Genomic DNA, 15,608 nt, shown 5'->3' on the forward strand with positions numbered 1-15,608 from the left:
CCTCCCAGGTAACCGGCTCACCCGGCCAGCACCTCGCCGACCACCCGGCGCGCGTCGGCCGCCTCCGCCCGGTCGCCCGACGCGAGAGCGCGGGTCAGCACGAGCAGCGCCTTCCACAACGCCCACCCCTTGGCCCGCGCCCAGGCGCCGTCGTCCTGCCCGGCCGCCTCCCGGAACCCCTTGCGGCTCCCGCCCGCGAACATCGTCCAGGCGATCACCAGGTCGCACGCCGGGTCGCCGACCCCCGACGTGCCGAAGTCGATGACCGCCGTCAGCTTCCCGTCCGCGACCAGCAGGTTGCCGGGCGCGACGTCCCCGTGGAACCACACCGGCGCGCCGCGCCACTCGGCCGCCAGCGCGTCCTCCCACACGGCCCGCGCCCGGCCGGTGTCCACCTGCCCGCCGAGCTCGGCCAGGCAGCGCCGGGTCTCCTCGTCGTAGTGGGCGGGCGAGGCGCCGCGGTAGAAACTGTGCTCCCCGGCCAGCGGCCCGCCGGTGGCGTCGCAGCGCTGCAACGCCCGGACGAACTCCGCCACGTCCACCGCGAACACCACCTCGTCGTCGATGCGCCCCCGGAGCGCCGTCTCGCCCTCGATCCAGCCCCGCACCGACCACGGGAACGGATACCCCTCACCCGGCTCCCCCTTGGCCACGATCTCCGGCACCTGGACCGGCAGCCCCGCCGCCAGCCGCGGCAGCCACTCGTGCTCCTTCTCCACCGCCGGCACGTACCCGGCCGCGGTGGGCAGCCGCACGGTCATCCCCGCGCCCAGCCGGTACGTCCGGTTGTCCCACCCGTCCACCTCGACCGGCGTCACCGGCAGCCCGCTCCACTGCGGGAACTGCGCCGCGATCAGCCGCTTCACCAGCCCGGCGTCGATCCCGGCCCGGCCGTCGTCCCGACTCGTCATCCGATGATGATGACCTTCGCCCTCCGGACGAAGCAACCGATTTGCCCGGCCGAGGCACGACCCCTACTCCAGCAGTCCCTCTGCGCGTGCCCACTCCACGAAACCGGCGCCGTCGCAAGGAAGGAAGGCCTCGTGATCGCTCAGGAGATCAACCACGGCGGCGGCCTCGGCTAACTCCACACAACCGCTCCTGACGCCTTCGCAGAGCAGCTCAAGAGTGCCCGTCACCTTGACGCCGCGCTCCGTCCCATGACGGCGCCCGACCCGGTCGTCGACCACTGCGGCGATATTGTGGAACTCGGCATAGGCCAAAGTCGTGGCCTCGCCGATATTGCGCGGGCCGCGTCCGAGACGTGCGTGGTACTCGGAGAACAGCATCAGGTATCCCAACGAGCTCTCGTCGACCACGATGATCCAGGGCTGGGCCGACGCCTGGTACAACTGCGCGTACTTGGCCCCTCCGCGGAGCAGCTCTTCCTCCACCGCCATGGTGATGAGGCATGTGCTGCCGGCGACGAGCTTGGCCAGGACCGGAAGTTGGCCGGAGCGGGCGAAGTAGTTCAGCGGCGAGCTGTCGATGACCAGCCGGCCCGCGTTCAATGAAGCTCGCCTCGCAACGCTTCCAGCGGTATCTCGTCCCGGATGGGAAGGTCATCGATCTCGATCTCGTCGCGCAGGATCTCCACCACTCGCTCGGCCGAGAGCCGGTGGGTCCGGTACGCCCGGATGGCGGCGGCCGACACCCCTGTCGGGACATAGGGCGGCCGGAGCTCCTCGGTCACCCGCAGATTGCACTCGAGATAGTCCGCGCGCGTAGGGGAGCGCGAATCGAGAGCTTTGTACTCGTCTGTCGAGACCAGCTCGAACTTCCGTAGCTGGCGCAGCGCGGCGGTCCAGCTCACGCGGTACTCGGCGCTTATGGTGATGGCGGACGGGCGGGCCTCGTGACGCTCCCGGAGCTCGTGCCATCGTGGGGTGATGCCGGCGCGCGGGAGCAGGAGGTCGATGGCGAAGGCGTCGATCGCGGCCTCTATGGCGTCGGTGTCCGTCCCCCAGTCCACCGAGTAGGCGTCGCCGAAGAGGTGATGCCCCAGCTCGTGGGCGAGGGTGGAGCGTCTGCGACCGGGATCGATCTCTCCGTTGACCAGTGCCACTCCTATGCCGTCCACCTCCACGTAGGCGCCGTCGGCCGCTTCTTCGCCAAGCGGCAGCGAGTATGGGAACAACCCCACTCGTTCGACCAGGTCGGCCAGGTCGTGGAGAGGCTGGGCGGGGTCGGCGCCGAGGAGCGATCGGGCTTCGGACGCTGCCTCCTCAGCCCGCCGGTCCGCGCCGTCCCGCGGCCTGATCGCGCTCAGGGAACCTCTGGCGGAGTGCGGTGTCAGCACCCGGACGTCGGCGAGGACCGCCACGTCGCGGGCGATGTCCTCGACGGCCAGGTCGCTCCTCTGGTCGCTCCGCCGCCCCGCCACGGCAGCGCGGCGGCTGATGACGGCGTGCGGGGGAAGGGAGACGAACCATTGAAGAGGTCGTTCGAGGACTTCTGACAGGCGGACGAGCTCCAGCGAATTGACCTGCCTGCGACCGGCCTCGATCTTGGTGATGGCGGTGCGGTCGACGCCCAGCTCGCTGGCCAGGTGGTCCTGGCTGTAGCCGCGGGCTTTACGCGCCTCCGCGACGCGGGCGCCGACTTCGAGCCAGCCCTGCTCATCCACCATGGTGCCATTATCGCACATCAGCGCGCTGCCGCCCGGCCGGCCCGTTGTTCGACGGACACCGCGGCAAGGGCCGACGCCGTCCGGCGACCAGGACGCCCGCCGACGACGAAGCGCCGCCGCCTCCGGTCGGAGGCGGCGGCCCGGGTGGGGGTCAGCTCACCGTGACGACGGGGCCGGAGGTGGCGGGGGAGTCGTCGTCGAGGTCGATCTCGACGCCCATCTCCTCGGCCAGGCGCAGCGCCTCCTCGATCAGCGTCTCCACGATCTGCGACTCCGGCACGGTCTTGATGACCTCGCCCTTGACGAAGATCTGGCCCTTGCCGTTGCCGGAGGCGACGCCGAGGTCGGCCTCGCGGGCCTCGCCGGGGCCGTTGACGACGCAGCCCATGACGGCCACCCGGAGCGGGACCTTCAGGCCCTCCAGGCCGGCCTGGACCTGCTCGGCCAGGGTGTAGACGTCGACCTGGGCGCGGCCGCAGGACGGGCAGGAGACGATCTCCAGGCCGCGCTCCCGCAGGCCCAGCGACTCCAGGATCTGGGTGCCGACCTTGACCTCCTCGACCGGCGGCGCGGACAGGGAGACCCGGATCGTGTCGCCGATGCCCTCGGCGAGCAGGGCGCCGAACGCGACGGCCGACTTGATCGTGCCCTGGAAGGCGGGGCCCGCCTCCGTGACGCCGAGGTGCAGCGGGTAGTCGCACTTGGCGGCCAGCAGGCGGTAGGCGTTGATCATGACGACGGGGTCGTTGTGCTTGACCGAGATCTTGATGTCGCGGAAGCCGTGCTCCTCGAACAGCGAGCACTCCCACAGGGCCGACTCCACCAGCGCCTCGGGGGTGGCCTTGCCGTACTTCTGCAGGAGGCGGGGGTCGAGGGAGCCGGCGTTGACGCCGATGCGGATCGGCACGCCGTGGTCGGCGGCGGCCTTGGCGATCTCGCTGACCTTGTCGTCGAACTTCTTGATGTTGCCCGGGTTGACCCGGACGGCGGCGCAGCCGGCCTCGATGGCGGCGAAGACGTACTTCGGCTGGAAGTGGATGTCCGCGATCACCGGGATCTGGGACTTCTTGGCGATGAGGGGGAGCGCGTCCGCGTCGTCCTGCGACGGCACGGCCACGCGCACGATCTGGCAGCCGGACGCGGTCAGCTCCGCGATCTGCTGCAGGGTGGAGTTGACGTCGGCGGTCACCGTGGTCGTCATCGACTGCACCGAGACGGGCGCGTCGCCGCCCACGGGCACGTTGCCGACCATGATCTGGCGGGAGTGACGGCGTTCGGCGAGCGGCTTGGGACGCACCGTCGGGATGCCGAGAGCTACGGAAGACATTTCAACCCTTACTGTGACGACGGTTTCAAGTTTATGTAGCTAGCGGGACTGCCCGGCTGTGAGTTCGGCCGCACGGGCCCGCGCCCACGCGTCGGCCGCCAGCACCTCGTCGACGGACTCGGCGGCGGTGACCTGGTGCTCCTCGACCACCTGGGCCACGGTGTCGACGATCGCCAGGAACGGCAGCCCGCCCCGCATGAACGCCTCCACGCACACCTCGTTGGCGGCGTTGTAGACGGCCGGCGCGGTGCCGCCCTCGGCGCCGACGTGCCTGGCCAGCGCCACCGACGGGAACGCCTTGTCGTCGAGCGGCTCGAAGGTCCAGGTGTGGGCCTCGGTCCAGTCGACGGCCCGGGCCGCGCCGGGGACGCGGCGCGGGTGGCCCAGGGCGAGCGCGATCGGCAGGCGCATGTCGGGCGGGCTGGCCTGGGCCATGGTGGAGCCGTCGACGTACTCGACCATGGAGTGGATGATCGACTGGGGGTGGACGACCACCTCGATGCGGTCGAAGCCCACGTCGAACAGCAGGTGCGCCTCGATCACCTCCAGGCCCTTGTTGACCAGGGTCGCGGAGTTGATGGTGATGACCGGGCCCATGGACCAGGTGGGGTGGGCGAGGGCCATCTCGGGGGTGACCTCGGCCATCTCCTCGCGCCGCCGCCCGCGGAACGGCCCGCCGCTGGCGGTGACGACGAGCCGCCGCACACTCGCCGGGTCGTACGCCCCGGGACCGGCGCCCCACAGGCACTGCTGCAGCGCCGAGTGCTCGGAGTCGACGGGCAGGATCTGCCCGGGCGCGGCCAGCCGCTTGACCAGCGGGCCGCCGATGATGAGGGACTCCTTGTTGGCGAGCGCGAGCGTGCGGCCGGCCTCCAGTGCGACCAGCGTGGAGGTGAGCCCGAGCGCGCCGGTGATGCCGTTGAGCACGGTGTCGCAGCGCCAGGCCGCCGCCTCGGCGACGCCTTCGGGGCCGGCCAGCACCTTGGGCCGGACGCCGTGCCCGGCCAGCGCCTCCTTCAGCGCGGGCACCGCCGCGGGGTCGGCCACCGCCACCGCCTCGACGCCGAACTCGGCCGCCTGCCGGGCCAGCAGCTCGACCTTGCCCCCGCCGGCGGCCAGCGCGACCACCCGGAAGTCGCCGGGGTTGCCGGCGACGACGTCGAGGGCCTGGGTGCCGATCGAGCCGGTGGAGCCGAGCAGGACTACGGAGCGGAGGGTCTGCGCATGCACCCGTCCATTGTCGCCGGTGCGGGACGCGGCCGGGCACGGGACGCAGGACGTCCCGAAATTCGCATACGTATGAGACGGCAGTTGATGGAGCGTATTTGTGTCGGAATATTGCTATATCGGAATGCGCATATCTTGAGAAATCTGGATATTGCGGCGGCTACCTTCCAACCTCACGTCCGGTTTCGGGAGGTACGTAATGCACCGCAGGCTTGCCTTGTTCTCCGTCTTCTCCGTCTTCTCCACCTTCGCCCTCGCCGTGGTCCCGCCCCCCGCGACGGCCCAGGCGCGGCCCAGGCCCGCCCAGCACGCCGCCGCCGACTCGGCCGCCGAGCGCCGCCAGGTCACCCGCTATTGGACGGTGCAGCGCATGGAGGCCGCCGAGCCCCTGGACGCGCCCAACCCCGCCAAGGGCGCGAAGTTGCCGGCCGCCGACACGGGAACCCCCTCCGCCACGCCCCCGACGATCCAAGCCGCGCGGAGCGGCGGCGCCCCCTGGACCGGCGGCGGCGCGGTCACGCGGACCACCGGCCGGATCTTCTTCACCACGCAGGGCCGCAACGCCTCCTGCTCCGGCTCGGCGGTGACCAGCGCGAACAAGAGCGTGGTGCTCACCGCCGGCCACTGCGTCAAGCTGAACGGCGCCTTCCACACCAACTGGGTCTTCGTCCCCGGCTACGACAAGGGCAGCCGCCCGTTCGGCACCTGGGCCGCCACAAAGCTGCTGACCACCCCGCAGTGGAACGCGAGCGAGGACGTCAACTTCGACGTGGCCGCCGCCGTGGTCGCCCCGCTGGACGGCAAGAGCCTGGTGGACGTCGTCGGCGGCCAGGGCGTGGCCTTCAACCAGCAGCGACGCCAGCAGATGTACGCCTTCGGCTACCCGGCGGCGGCCCCGTACGACGGCTCGAAGCTCGTCTACTGCAGCGGCCGCACCTTCGACGACTACCTCGTCTCCGACGACCTCGGCCTGACCTGCGACCAGACCGGCGGCGCGAGCGGCGGCCCCTGGCTGGCCGGCTTCAACGAGTCGACCGGCCTCGGCACGCTCAATTCGGTGAACAGCTTCAAATACAACTTCGCCCCGAACTGGATGTTCGGCCCCTATTTCGGGAACGAGGCCCAGTCCGTCTACCAATCCGCGCAGACCACCGGCGCACTCTGAGCAATTTACCGAAAGTAGTCACAACAACACAGGCAGTGGTGCACACTCGGGGGGCATGACCATGAGCACCCCCCTGCTTGCGGCGGCCCCGCTGCTGGCGGGGCTGATGGGGCCGGCCCTCATCGGCGCGGCCGCCCCCGGCCCGCGGCAGGCCGACCCCACCCCGCCCGGCGCGCCCGCCCACCAGGCCCGGCACCTGAGCGCGGCCCGCGCTCCCGCCCCCCAGCCGGTGGTCGAGCACGTCGCCGCGCGCACCGCGGGCGAGCAGCGCCGCGTGCTCGACTACTGGACGCCCGAGCGCATGGCCAAGGCCCTGCCGATCAACCTGCTCGACCTGGTGACCGGCGGCGACGGGCTGCTCGGCGGCCTCACCGGCCGCCCCGGGCCCGCCGCCCCGCCCGGCCCTCGACCCGCTCCCCAGTCCGCGCCCCAGTCCACTCCCCAGTCCGCGCCCCAGTCAGCCCCCCAATCAGCCCCCCAGTCCGGGCCCCGCCCGGCCGCAGCGTCGGTGCAGGGGGCGGCGCTCGCCGTGCCGCGCCCGCTGCTGTCCAAACTGCCCGTGTCCAGGGCGCCCGTGTCCAAGGCGCCCGTGTCCAAGGCGGGCGCCCCGCGCCCGCAGGCCGCCGCCGCCCCGCGGGCCAGCACGATCGGCTCCCGCTGGGCCGCCGGCGGCGCGGTGGCGCGCACCACCGGGCGGGTGTTCCTGACCCTGAACGGCGCCGACTTCGTCTGCTCGGCCAGCACCGTCAAGAGCGCCAACAAGGACGTCGTCGTCACCGCCGGCCACTGCGTCAAGGACGGCGCCGGCGAGTGGGCCGAGAACTGGACGTTCGTGCCGGGCTACGGCACCCGCGGCGACCAGCCGTACGGCCGCTACGCCGCCCGCCGCATGTTCGTCACCGGCCCGTGGGCGCGCAAGTCGGACGACGACTACGACATCGGCATGGTCGCCCTCGCGACGTCCGCGGGCCGGCACGCGGGCGACGCGGTCGGCGGCCAGGACATCGCCTTCAACGCGCCGCGCGGCGGGCAGGCGTACGGCTTCGGCTACCCGGCGGACCCGCCCTACCGCGGCGACCACCTGGTGTACTGCGCCGGGCGGCTGCGCGACGACCCGTACAAGCAGACCCGCGACCAGGGCCTCGGCTGCGACATGACGGCCGGCTCCAGCGGCGGCCCCTGGCTGACCGGCTTCGACCCGGTCTCCGGCCGGGGCCGGATCACCTCGCTGAGCAGCTTCAAGTACACCGACGACCCGCGCACCATGTACGGCCCGTACTTCGGCGACGCCGTCAGGGCCCTGTTCACCACCGCGCAGCGCGCCTGACCGGCGAGGGCGATCACGATCGGCCATCCGCCGATTACAGAATGGCAAGGTTTTCCCCATACCCTCCGTGGCCGTCCGCACACTCCGCGACCATCACAGGGCCTAAGCACAGAGAAGGGGGCCGGGTGAAGCGGGTAGTTGGGGTCGTCGCCGGAATGGCGGTGCTGGTCGCGTTGGTCGCGAGCGTGGACGAGCCGGCCGCCGCCGGGAACACCGTCACCACGGTGGCCGCGGAGAGCGCGGCGCGGAGCGCGCCGGCGGTGCCGGCCGCGCCGGTGGTGTGGGGGGCCTGCCCCGCGGTGGCGGGCAAGGCGGTCGACGCCGCTCTCGAATGCGCCACCGTACGGGTGCCGCTCGACTACCGCCAGCCCTGGGGCCAGTCGATCAAGGTGGCGATCAACCGGGTCAGGGCCAAGGTGTCCAGGGACGCCGGCCACCTGGGCACGCTGCTGGTCAACCCGGGCGGCCCGGGGGCGTCCGGGCGGGCGCTGACCGAGTACGTGGCCGCCGGCCTGCCGGCCGCCGTCAGCGAGCGCTACGACGTCGTCGGCTTCGACCCGCGCGGCGTCGGCGCCAGCGAGCCGGCGCTGCACTGCGTCGACCCCGAGGTCTACTACCGGGCGCCGCGCCCCGACGCCGTGCCGCACGGCCCCGCCGACGAGCGGGCGCTGCTCGGCCGGGCCGCCGACTACGCCGCCCGCTGCGGCAACCACTGGTCCTGGCTGCTGCCGCACCTCACCACCGAGAACGCGGCCAGGGACCTCGACGTGATCCGCGCCGCCCTCGGCGAGGAGCGGATCAGCTACCTCGGCTTCTCCTACGGCACCTACCTCGGCGCGGTCTACGCCACGCTTTTCCCGAAGCGGGTCAAGCGGCTCGTCATGGACAGCACCGTCGACCCGACCGCCGTCTGGTACCGCTCCAACCTGGCCCAGGACTACTCCTTCGAACGCCGCCACCGGCAGTTCCTCACCTGGACCGCCAAGCACCACGACGTCTACAAGCTGGGCCGCACCCTGCGGCAGACCCAGTTCGCCTACTACGCGATGCGCGACCGGCTGCGCGCCAGGCCGGCGGGCGGCGTCGTCGGGCCGAGCGAGCTGGACGACACCTTCACCATCGCCGGCTACAGCGACCGCATCTGGCCGCAGTTCGCCCAGGCGTGGTCCGGCTACGTCCGGAAAGGCGACACGCAGCCGTTGATGGACCTCTACGACAAGCACGGCAAGAACGACGCCGCCGACGAGAACGGCTACGCCGTCTACCTTGGCGTGCAGTGCCGCGACGCCCGCTGGCCGCGCGACTGGGCCAGGTGGCGGGCCGACATGTCGCGCACGCACCGCCAGGCGCCGTTCCTCACCTGGCCGAACGCCTGGTTCAACGCGCCGTGCATGTACTGGCCGGTGCCGGGCGGCACGCCGGTGGACGTGCACGGGTCGAAGAAGCTGCCGCCGGTCCTGATGCTGCAGTCCCGCGACGACGCCGCGACGCCGTACCAGGGGGCGCTGCGGATGCGGCGGCTCTTCCCGACCGCGCGGATGGTCGTGGACCAGGGCGGCAACCACGGGGTGTCGCTGGCCGGCAACCAGTGCGTCGACCGGCACCTGGCCGCCTACCTGCGCGACGGCACGCTGCCGCGCCGCGACGCGGTGTGCGCCGCGCTGCCCCAGCCCCGCCCCGCCACCGCCACCACCGGCGCCGCCACAGCCGCGGCGACCACCGGCAGGACGGAGCAGGCCGAGCGGATGACCGCCCGGCGGACGGCGCCGCTCGGCGCGGGCGACCTGCTGGGGTTGCTCGGCATGCTGGGGCTGCCGAAGCTGGGCTGACGGGCCGCCGTAACCGGACAAGTCGGGCTGCCGAAAACGGCCCGACGTCAAGAATGGGTCACTGTGGGCTGTGCCGGATGAGCCAATCGGTGACCCTTCGCGTAGTCTGACCATGTGATGCTGCGTACATCGGCGTCGCGCGTGCTGGACGACAGCGACCGGGACGAAGTCCTCGCCCTGCTGGACACCGATCCGGTCGCCAACGTCTTCGTCTCCTCCAGGGTGCGGGCCGTCGGACTCAATCCGGCCAGGCTCGGCGGGCAGATGTGGGGGTTCGGGCCGCGCGGTGCCCTCGTGTCACTCTGCTACGCCGGAGCCAACATGGTGCCGGTCAACGCCGGGCCCGAGGCGGTCCACGCGTTCGCCGACCGCGCCCGCAAGCAGGGGCGGCGCTGCTCGTCCATCGTCGGCCCGGTGGACGCGGTCTCCCTGCTGTGGGAGCGGCTCGAGCCGCACTGGGGGCGGGCGCGGGCCATCCGCTGGGCGCAGCCCGTCATGGCGATCTCGCGCAAGCCGTCCGCGCCGGCCGACCCGCGGGTGCGCCGGGTGCGGCCGGAGGAGTTCGAGGTCCTGCTGCCGGCGTGCGTGGCCATGTTCACCGAGGAAGTGGGCGTCTCGCCCAACCTGGGCGACGGCGGCGCGCTCTACCGCACCCGGGTCGCCGAGCTGATCAGGATCGGCCGCTCCTACGCGCGCATCGAGGACGGCCGGGTCGTCTTCAAGGCGGAGGTCGGGGCGGTCACGCCGCAGGCCTGCCAGATCCAGGGCGTGTGGGTCGACCCCGAGCTGCGCGGGCGCGGCTACGCGGTGGCCGGCATGGCGGCGGTCGTGGAGGCGGCGCGCGAGTGCTTCGCCCCCGTGGTCAGCCTGTACGTCAACGACTACAACCGCTCGGCCCGCGCGGTGTACAAGAAGGTGGGCTTCGCGGAGGTCGACACCTTCATGTCCGTGTTGTTCTAGTCTCGCGTGCATGATCCTTGTCACGGGAGCCACGGGGAACGCGGGCGGCGCGCTGGTGCGGACGCTCGCCGAGCGGGACGCGCCGGTGCGCGCGCTGGTGCGGCGGCAGGGCGATCTGCCCGCCGAGCAGGTGATCGGCGACCTGAACGACCCTGAGTCGGTGGCGGGCGCGCTGGACGGCGTGCGGGGCGTGTTCCTGCTGGCCGGCTACGCCCGCATGGACGAGACGCTGGCCGCGATCGCGCGGGCCGGGGTGGAGCGCGTGGTGCTGCTGTCGGCGAGCGCGGCCGAGGCCGCCGACCTGGCCAACCCGGTCTCGGCCTACCACGTGGAGTCGGAGCGGCTGGTACGGGAGTCGGGCCTGCCCTGGACGATCCTGCGCCCGCGCACGTTCATGTCGAACACGCTGCGCTGGGCCGAGCAGCTCAAGGCCGGGGACGTCGTGCGCGAGGCGTTCCCCGACGTCGCCGTGGCGGCCGTGGACCCGCTCGACATCGGCGCGGTCGCCGCCGAGGCCCTCACCGCGAAGGGCCACGACGGCCAGGTCTACGGCCTGACCGGGCCGGAGCCGCTGCGTCCCGCCGACCGGCTGGGCATCCTGGGCGCGGCGCTCGGCCGTGAGCTGCGCTTCGAGGGGCTGAGCGACGAGGAGGCGCGGACGCGGATGATCGCCGACGGGATGCCGGAGCCGTACGTGGAGGCGTTCATGGGCTTCTTCGCCCGCGGCGAGCTGGACGAGTCGGCGGTGCTGCCCACGGTGGCCCAGGTGACCGGCCGCCCGCCGCGCACCTTCCAGCAGTGGGCGGCGGCCAACGCGAGCAGGTTCTAGAGGCGGACCAGCTTGTCGAACAGGCGGGCCAGCTCGGTGTCGGGGTCGGCGGTGAGGCCCGCGTGCACGGGGCCGGCCTGCACGATCGTGCTGCGGGGGGCGGTCAGCCAGCGGAACCGGCCGCCCAGCGGCTCGTCCGCCAGCGGGCCCGGCCGCTCGCCGCAGGCCAGCTCGTACGCCGACAGCGCCCGGCGCACCGCGTCGACGTCGGCCGCCGGGTCGAGCGCCCGCAGCCGGGCCGGGTCCAGCTCGACCCGGGCGCACAGGTAGCCGCGCGGCTGACAGTAGAGCAGCACGCCCGCGTTGATCTGCTCGCCCCGCTCGACCTTGGGGACCACGCGGATCACCGCGTACTCGTAGACGTCCCTGGTCACCGGCCGCCTCCCCGCCAGAACTCGCCGACCGAGCCCGGGCCGGAGCGGGGCTGCCGCGGCTCGCCGCGCACCAGCCAGTCGGCCGGCCCGTGGGCCCGCGCCAGCAGATGCGCCACGTACGCCTCCCGCACCGCCCCCGGCTCCGCGAAGCCGGGCTCGCCGTCCAGCCACTCGTCGGGCACCAGCGCCGTCACGGACTCCAGCAGCTCGCGGGTGATCCTACCGGCCAGGTCGGCGCCGGCGGCGGCGACGTCGCCCGCGTACGGCGCCAGCACGTGGTCGCCGGCGTCGAAGCGGCGGTGCGGGTCGGCGGTCGGCCAGTTGTGGTGGAACCACAGGGCCGCGCCGTGGTCGATCAGCCAGGTGTCGCGGTGCCAGATGAGCAGGTTGGGGTTGCGCCAGCTCCGGTCGATGTTGTGGATCAGCCCGTCGAACCAGATGACCCGGGCGGCGAACACGGGGTCGGCCACCCACGCCAGCGGCTCGAAGCCGAGCGCGCCCGGCAGGAAGTCGACGGCCAGGTTGAGGCCGGTGCTGGCCTTGAGGAGGTCCTGCACCTCCTCGTCGGGCTCGCGGATGCCGAGCTGCGGGTCGATGTCGATGAGCTTCAGCTCCGGCGTGCGGAACCCGAGCCGGCGGGCCAGCTCGCCCGCGACGATCTCGGCGACCAGCACCCGGCGGCCCTGGCCCGCCTCGCGGAACTTCACCACGTACGTGCCCAGGTCGTCGGCCTCGACGACGCCGGGCAGCGACCCGCCCTCCCGCAGCGGGGTCACGTAACGGGTGGCTGCGATCCTATCCAGCACGAGACGAGGCTATCGCCCATCGGAGGTACTTTCGTCCCCAGGCGTCACAGCTTTCCCCGCGCCCCGCCGTGGCCGGAGCCGCCGTGGTCAGAGCTTGCCGATGACCTCCTCCGCGAAGCGCTCCATGGTGGCGAGCTTCAGCTCCAGCGTGCCCTCGCCGTGCCGGGCCTTCTCCTCCGGCGTGGCGAGCCACCAGGGAGCGGCCAGCGTGCCGGTGACGCCCTTGGCGGCGTAGCGGCGGTAGGTGGCGGCGTCGGGCAGCTCGGCCAGCGGGGCGATGACGTCGAACGGCTCGCCGTCGCGGCCGTTGTCGGCCAGCAGCCGGCGCAGGGTGGCGAGGACGGGGTCGAGCTGCTCCTCGGTGTAGATGCGGTTGCCGATCCAGCCGTCGCCGAGCCGGGCCGCGCGGCGCAGGGCCGCCTCGCTGTCGCCGCCGACGTACACCGGGACGGGCTCGGCCGGGACCGGTGAGATCGACAGCTCGGGCAGGCCGTCCAGCGTCACGCTCTCGCCCGCCCACAACGCGCGCAGCACCGGCAGCATGGCGTCCAGCCGCCGGCCGCGCGTGTGGAAGTCCTGCCCGGTGCCCTGGAACTCCTCCTTGCACCAGCCCACCCCGACCCCGAACGTCACCCGGTCCCGCGACAGCACGGCCGCCGTGGACACCTGCTTGGCCACGGTGAACAGGTCGCGGGCGGGCGCGATGTAGACGTTGGGGGAGAAGCGCAGCCTGGAGGTGAGCGCCGCCATCGCGCCGATCGTCACCCACACGTCCGGCCAGTGCGTCTTGGCGTCCCAGCGGGGGCGGCCGGAGCGGGAGTAGGGGTAGGGCGTGCCGAAGTCGGCGTAGAACAGGTGGTCCGACAGCGTCAGCGTGTCGAACCCGCACCGCTCGGCCGCCCGCGCGAGCTCGGTGAACTGCTCCGTGTCGACGAAGGACGCCGCCAGCCAGATCTTCACCGGAACTCCGGCGCGACCTTGGTGGCGAACAGCTCCAGGTTGCGCTTGACCGTGTCGAGCGGCAGCACGCCCTGCTGGCCCTGCATGTAGAGGCCGAACCACTCCAGGTCCGGCATGCGGTCGAGCATGCGCTGGATGCCGCGCTTGACGTCGTCGGGGGTGCCGAACAGCGCCATCTCCACGTCGTTCATGCGCTTGGCGTCGCCCTTCTCCGGGGAGATGGGCTTGTGCCGCTCGTCCTCCTTCTTGCGCAGCACCTCCAGGTAGCCGAAGGGGCCGAAGAAGGCGGCGAAGTCCTTGGGGATGCTGCGGCCGAAGGTGTTGATGGCCTCCTCGGTGGTGTCCGCGATGCCGACGATCTTGAGGATGCCGGTGTGCTCGCCCAGCCGGTAGTCCCGGCCCTGCCGGGCCGACTCCTCCTGGTAGAGCTTGGCCTTGGCGGCATGGTCGTCGGGGTTGGGGGTGAACATCCACGGCAGGATGTCCTCCTGCGCGGCCCTGATCACCGACCGGTCGGAGATCGTGAACGGCTGCCACAGCTCGGGGTGCGGGTTCTGGTACGGCCGCGGGCAGACGGAGACGGAGACGACCTTGCCGTCCTCGTCCAGCTCGCCGGGCGCGCCGAAGGTCCTCGTCCACTCCTGGGCGGGCCAGCCCTCGATGCCCTCGTACGGGTAGGGCACCTGGTAGTCCAGCACGTCCGACTTGTAACGCAGGGTCTCCTGGGTCCACGCCATCTTCATGATCTTCAGCACCTCGCCGAAGACGTCGAAGTTGCGCGTGTCGGAGGCGGAGCCGTCGGAGCGGGCGGCGGCGGCGTGCCAGCGCTGGCCGAGCACGTTCATCCAGCGGTTCTGGTAGCCGCGGGCCACGCCCAGCCGCAGCCGGCCCTTGCTGAACTGATCGAGCAGCGCCACGTCCTCGGCCGCCCTGATCGGGTCCCAGGCGGGCAGCACCAGGCCGAGCGGGGCGAGCAGGATGCGCTCGGTGCGGGCGGCGAGGTCGGTGAGGAACATCAGCGGGTTGACCGAGAACTCCATGCCCTCGGAGTGGAAGTGGTGCTCGGTCATCATCAGCGCGTCGAAGCCGAGCCGGTCGGCGTGCACCGCTATCTCCCGCACCTCGTGCAGCAGTCTCTGGTACGACTCCGTGTCGCGCCCGATCGGGCGTTTGGCCTTGGCGTTCTCCTCGGCCGCGTATCCAGAGCCTGGAATCTGCGGGTTCAGGAAGATGGAAAACTTCACCGGGGACCTCTTTCCGCGGAGTGTTCCTACGCAAGGTACTCTGGAAATCTTAGCCGAGCAATCGCTTGGTTAACTACGAGGAGGGCCCATGAGGCTGGGCGTCACCATGTTCGCCACCGACCTGGCCATGCCGATCGACGAGCTGGCCCGCGCGGCCGAGGAGCGCGGGTTCTCCTCCCTGTACGTGCCCGAGCACACGCACATCCCCGTCTCGCGTCGCACCCCGTACCCGGGGGCGGCCGGCGGCGAGCTGCCCGAGGAGTACCGGCGCACCCTCGACCCGCTCGTCGCCCTCTCCTTCGCCGCCGCCGCGACCCGCACGCTGCAGGTCGGCACCGGCATCCTGCTCGCCGCCCAGCGCGACCCCATCGTCACCGCCAAGGCCATCGCCTCCCTCGACCACCTGTCCGGCGGCCGGGTGGCGGTCGGCGTCGGGTTCGGCTGGAACGTCGAGGAGATCGAGAACCACGGCGTCCCGTACGCCGCCCGCCGCGACGTCGCCCGGCGCAACGTGCTGGCCATGCGGGCGCTCTGGCGCGACGAGGTCGCCTCCTTCGACGGCCTCCTGGACGGCGTCGAGCCCGCCTGGTCCTGGCCCAAGCCGCGCCGCGTGCCGCCCCTCCACCTCGGCGGGGCGGCAGGGCCGAAGCTGTTCGCGCACGTCGCCGAGTACGCCGACGGCTGGATGCCGATCGGCGGCAAGGGCATCAAGGCCGCGCTGCCCGCGCTCCGCGAGGCGTGCGAGCGGGCGGGCCGGCCGATGGCCCGCGTCATCCCGTTCGGCACGCTGCCGACCGCCGAGAAGCTCGACTACTACGCCGGGCTCGGCATCGACGAGGTCGTCGCCACGCTGCCGAGCGGGCCCGCCGACCGCGTGCTGCCGATCCTCGATCATTACGCCGCGCTGATCCCCGGGGCGGCATAATGCCGA

At 72.4% G+C, this 15,608-nt stretch carries 15 protein-coding genes; 6 read left to right on the forward strand and 9 right to left on the reverse strand.

The features are described from left to right. Positions 1–17: 17 nt before the first annotated feature. The 5 genes from MF672_RS37770 to dxr all read right to left on the reverse strand — a co-directional run bounded on the left by MF672_RS37770 (position 18) and on the right by dxr (position 5,186). Positions 18–911: an aminoglycoside phosphotransferase family protein gene (locus tag MF672_RS37770; RefSeq protein WP_242375376.1), complete on the reverse strand. Its 894-nt coding sequence runs from the start codon at positions 909–911 to the stop codon at positions 18–20. 63 nt (positions 912–974) lie between these two features. Continuing rightward, positions 975–1,511, reverse strand: a complete 537-nt coding sequence (locus MF672_RS37775) for a PIN domain-containing protein (protein ID WP_242375377.1) — start codon at positions 1,509–1,511, stop codon at positions 975–977. Then, a complete protein-coding gene (locus MF672_RS37780) occupies positions 1,508–2,629 on the reverse strand; it encodes a helix-turn-helix domain-containing protein (protein ID WP_242375378.1) in 1,122 nt (373 codons plus the stop codon). Before MF672_RS37780 ends, MF672_RS37775 begins: the two co-directional genes overlap by 4 nt. 151 nt (positions 2,630–2,780) lie before the next feature. Continuing rightward, a complete protein-coding gene (gene ispG, locus MF672_RS37785; protein ID WP_242375379.1) occupies positions 2,781–3,956 on the reverse strand; it encodes a flavodoxin-dependent (E)-4-hydroxy-3-methylbut-2-enyl-diphosphate synthase in 1,176 nt (391 codons plus the stop codon). 39 nt (positions 3,957–3,995) lie between these two features. After that, positions 3,996–5,186, reverse strand: a complete 1,191-nt coding sequence (gene dxr, locus MF672_RS37790) for a 1-deoxy-D-xylulose-5-phosphate reductoisomerase (protein ID WP_242375380.1) — start codon at positions 5,184–5,186, stop codon at positions 3,996–3,998. A 196-nt stretch (positions 5,187–5,382) separates the two neighbouring features. Here dxr and MF672_RS37795 point away from each other — a divergent pair, with 196 nt between their 5' ends. From MF672_RS37795 to MF672_RS37815, 5 genes are all read left to right on the forward strand, one after another. Then, positions 5,383–6,348 carry a trypsin-like serine peptidase gene (locus MF672_RS37795; RefSeq protein WP_242375381.1) on the forward strand — a complete coding sequence of 322 codons (966 nt, stop codon included), beginning with the start codon at positions 5,383–5,385 and terminating at the stop codon, positions 6,346–6,348. 61 nt (positions 6,349–6,409) lie between these two features. Next, entirely contained in the window at positions 6,410–7,675 is a 1,266-nt protein-coding gene (locus MF672_RS51590) for a trypsin-like serine peptidase (protein WP_302893347.1), read from the forward strand. A gap of 125 nt (positions 7,676–7,800) precedes the next feature. Then, on the forward strand, positions 7,801–9,504 hold the full coding sequence (locus tag MF672_RS37805) for an alpha/beta hydrolase (protein ID WP_242375382.1): 1,704 nt from the start codon (positions 7,801–7,803) through the stop codon (positions 9,502–9,504). A gap of 117 nt (positions 9,505–9,621) precedes the next feature. Further along, positions 9,622–10,464 (forward strand): GNAT family N-acetyltransferase, encoded by an 843-nt coding sequence (locus MF672_RS37810; RefSeq protein WP_242375439.1) that lies wholly within the window; start codon positions 9,622–9,624, stop codon positions 10,462–10,464. A 10-nt stretch (positions 10,465–10,474) separates the two neighbouring features. Beyond that, positions 10,475–11,293 carry an NAD(P)H-binding protein gene (locus MF672_RS37815; RefSeq protein WP_242375383.1) on the forward strand — a complete coding sequence of 273 codons (819 nt, stop codon included), beginning with the start codon at positions 10,475–10,477 and terminating at the stop codon, positions 11,291–11,293. Here MF672_RS37815 and MF672_RS37820 read toward each other — a convergent pair. The 4 genes from MF672_RS37820 to MF672_RS37835 form a co-directional block, all read right to left on the reverse strand. After that, the gene (locus MF672_RS37820) at positions 11,290–11,667 is read right to left on the reverse strand and encodes a DUF3037 domain-containing protein (RefSeq protein WP_242375384.1); all 378 of its coding nucleotides are present in this window, start codon (positions 11,665–11,667) and stop codon (positions 11,290–11,292) included. The genes MF672_RS37815 and MF672_RS37820 overlap by 4 nt on opposite strands. Beyond that, positions 11,664–12,473 (reverse strand): HipA family kinase, encoded by an 810-nt coding sequence (locus tag MF672_RS37825; RefSeq protein WP_242375385.1) that lies wholly within the window; start codon positions 12,471–12,473, stop codon positions 11,664–11,666. Before MF672_RS37825 ends, MF672_RS37820 begins: the two co-directional genes overlap by 4 nt. Positions 12,474–12,560: 87 nt before the next feature. Next, on the reverse strand, positions 12,561–13,433 hold the full coding sequence (locus tag MF672_RS37830; protein ID WP_242375386.1) for a TIGR03619 family F420-dependent LLM class oxidoreductase: 873 nt from the start codon (positions 13,431–13,433) through the stop codon (positions 12,561–12,563). Next, positions 13,430–14,677: an LLM class flavin-dependent oxidoreductase gene (locus MF672_RS37835; protein WP_242375387.1), complete on the reverse strand. Its 1,248-nt coding sequence runs from the start codon at positions 14,675–14,677 to the stop codon at positions 13,430–13,432. The genes MF672_RS37830 and MF672_RS37835 overlap by 4 nt, the downstream gene beginning before the upstream one ends. Positions 14,678–14,765: 88 nt before the next feature. Between MF672_RS37835 and MF672_RS37840 the strand changes: the two genes are divergently transcribed. Continuing rightward, positions 14,766–15,602 (forward strand): LLM class F420-dependent oxidoreductase, encoded by an 837-nt coding sequence (locus MF672_RS37840; RefSeq protein WP_242375388.1) that lies wholly within the window; start codon positions 14,766–14,768, stop codon positions 15,600–15,602. Positions 15,603–15,608: the final 6 nt, after the last annotated feature.

The sequence above is a fragment of the Actinomadura luzonensis genome (genome assembly GCF_022664455.2).
Lineage (GTDB): Bacteria > Actinomycetota > Actinomycetes > Streptosporangiales > Streptosporangiaceae > Nonomuraea > Nonomuraea luzonensis.

What these genes read in the sequence shown, in the direction of transcription:
- MF672_RS37770 (WP_242375376.1), bottom strand. Translation starts at nt 911, where the DNA reads ATGACGAGTCGGGACGACGGCCGGGCCGGGATCGACGCCGGGCTGGTG.
- MF672_RS37780 (WP_242375378.1), bottom strand. Translation starts at nt 2,629, where the DNA reads ATGGTGGATGAGCAGGGCTGGCTCGAAGTCGGCGCCCGCGTCGCGGAG.
- ispG (WP_242375379.1), bottom strand. Translation starts at nt 3,956, where the DNA reads ATGTCTTCCGTAGCTCTCGGCATCCCGACGGTGCGTCCCAAGCCGCTC.
- MF672_RS37795 (WP_242375381.1), top strand. Translation starts at nt 5,383, where the DNA reads ATGCACCGCAGGCTTGCCTTGTTCTCCGTCTTCTCCGTCTTCTCCACC.
- MF672_RS51590 (WP_302893347.1), top strand. Translation starts at nt 6,410, where the DNA reads ATGAGCACCCCCCTGCTTGCGGCGGCCCCGCTGCTGGCGGGGCTGATG.
- MF672_RS37810 (WP_242375439.1), top strand. Translation starts at nt 9,622, where the DNA reads ATGCTGCGTACATCGGCGTCGCGCGTGCTGGACGACAGCGACCGGGAC.
- MF672_RS37815 (WP_242375383.1), top strand. Translation starts at nt 10,475, where the DNA reads ATGATCCTTGTCACGGGAGCCACGGGGAACGCGGGCGGCGCGCTGGTG.
- MF672_RS37840 (WP_242375388.1), top strand. Translation starts at nt 14,766, where the DNA reads ATGAGGCTGGGCGTCACCATGTTCGCCACCGACCTGGCCATGCCGATC.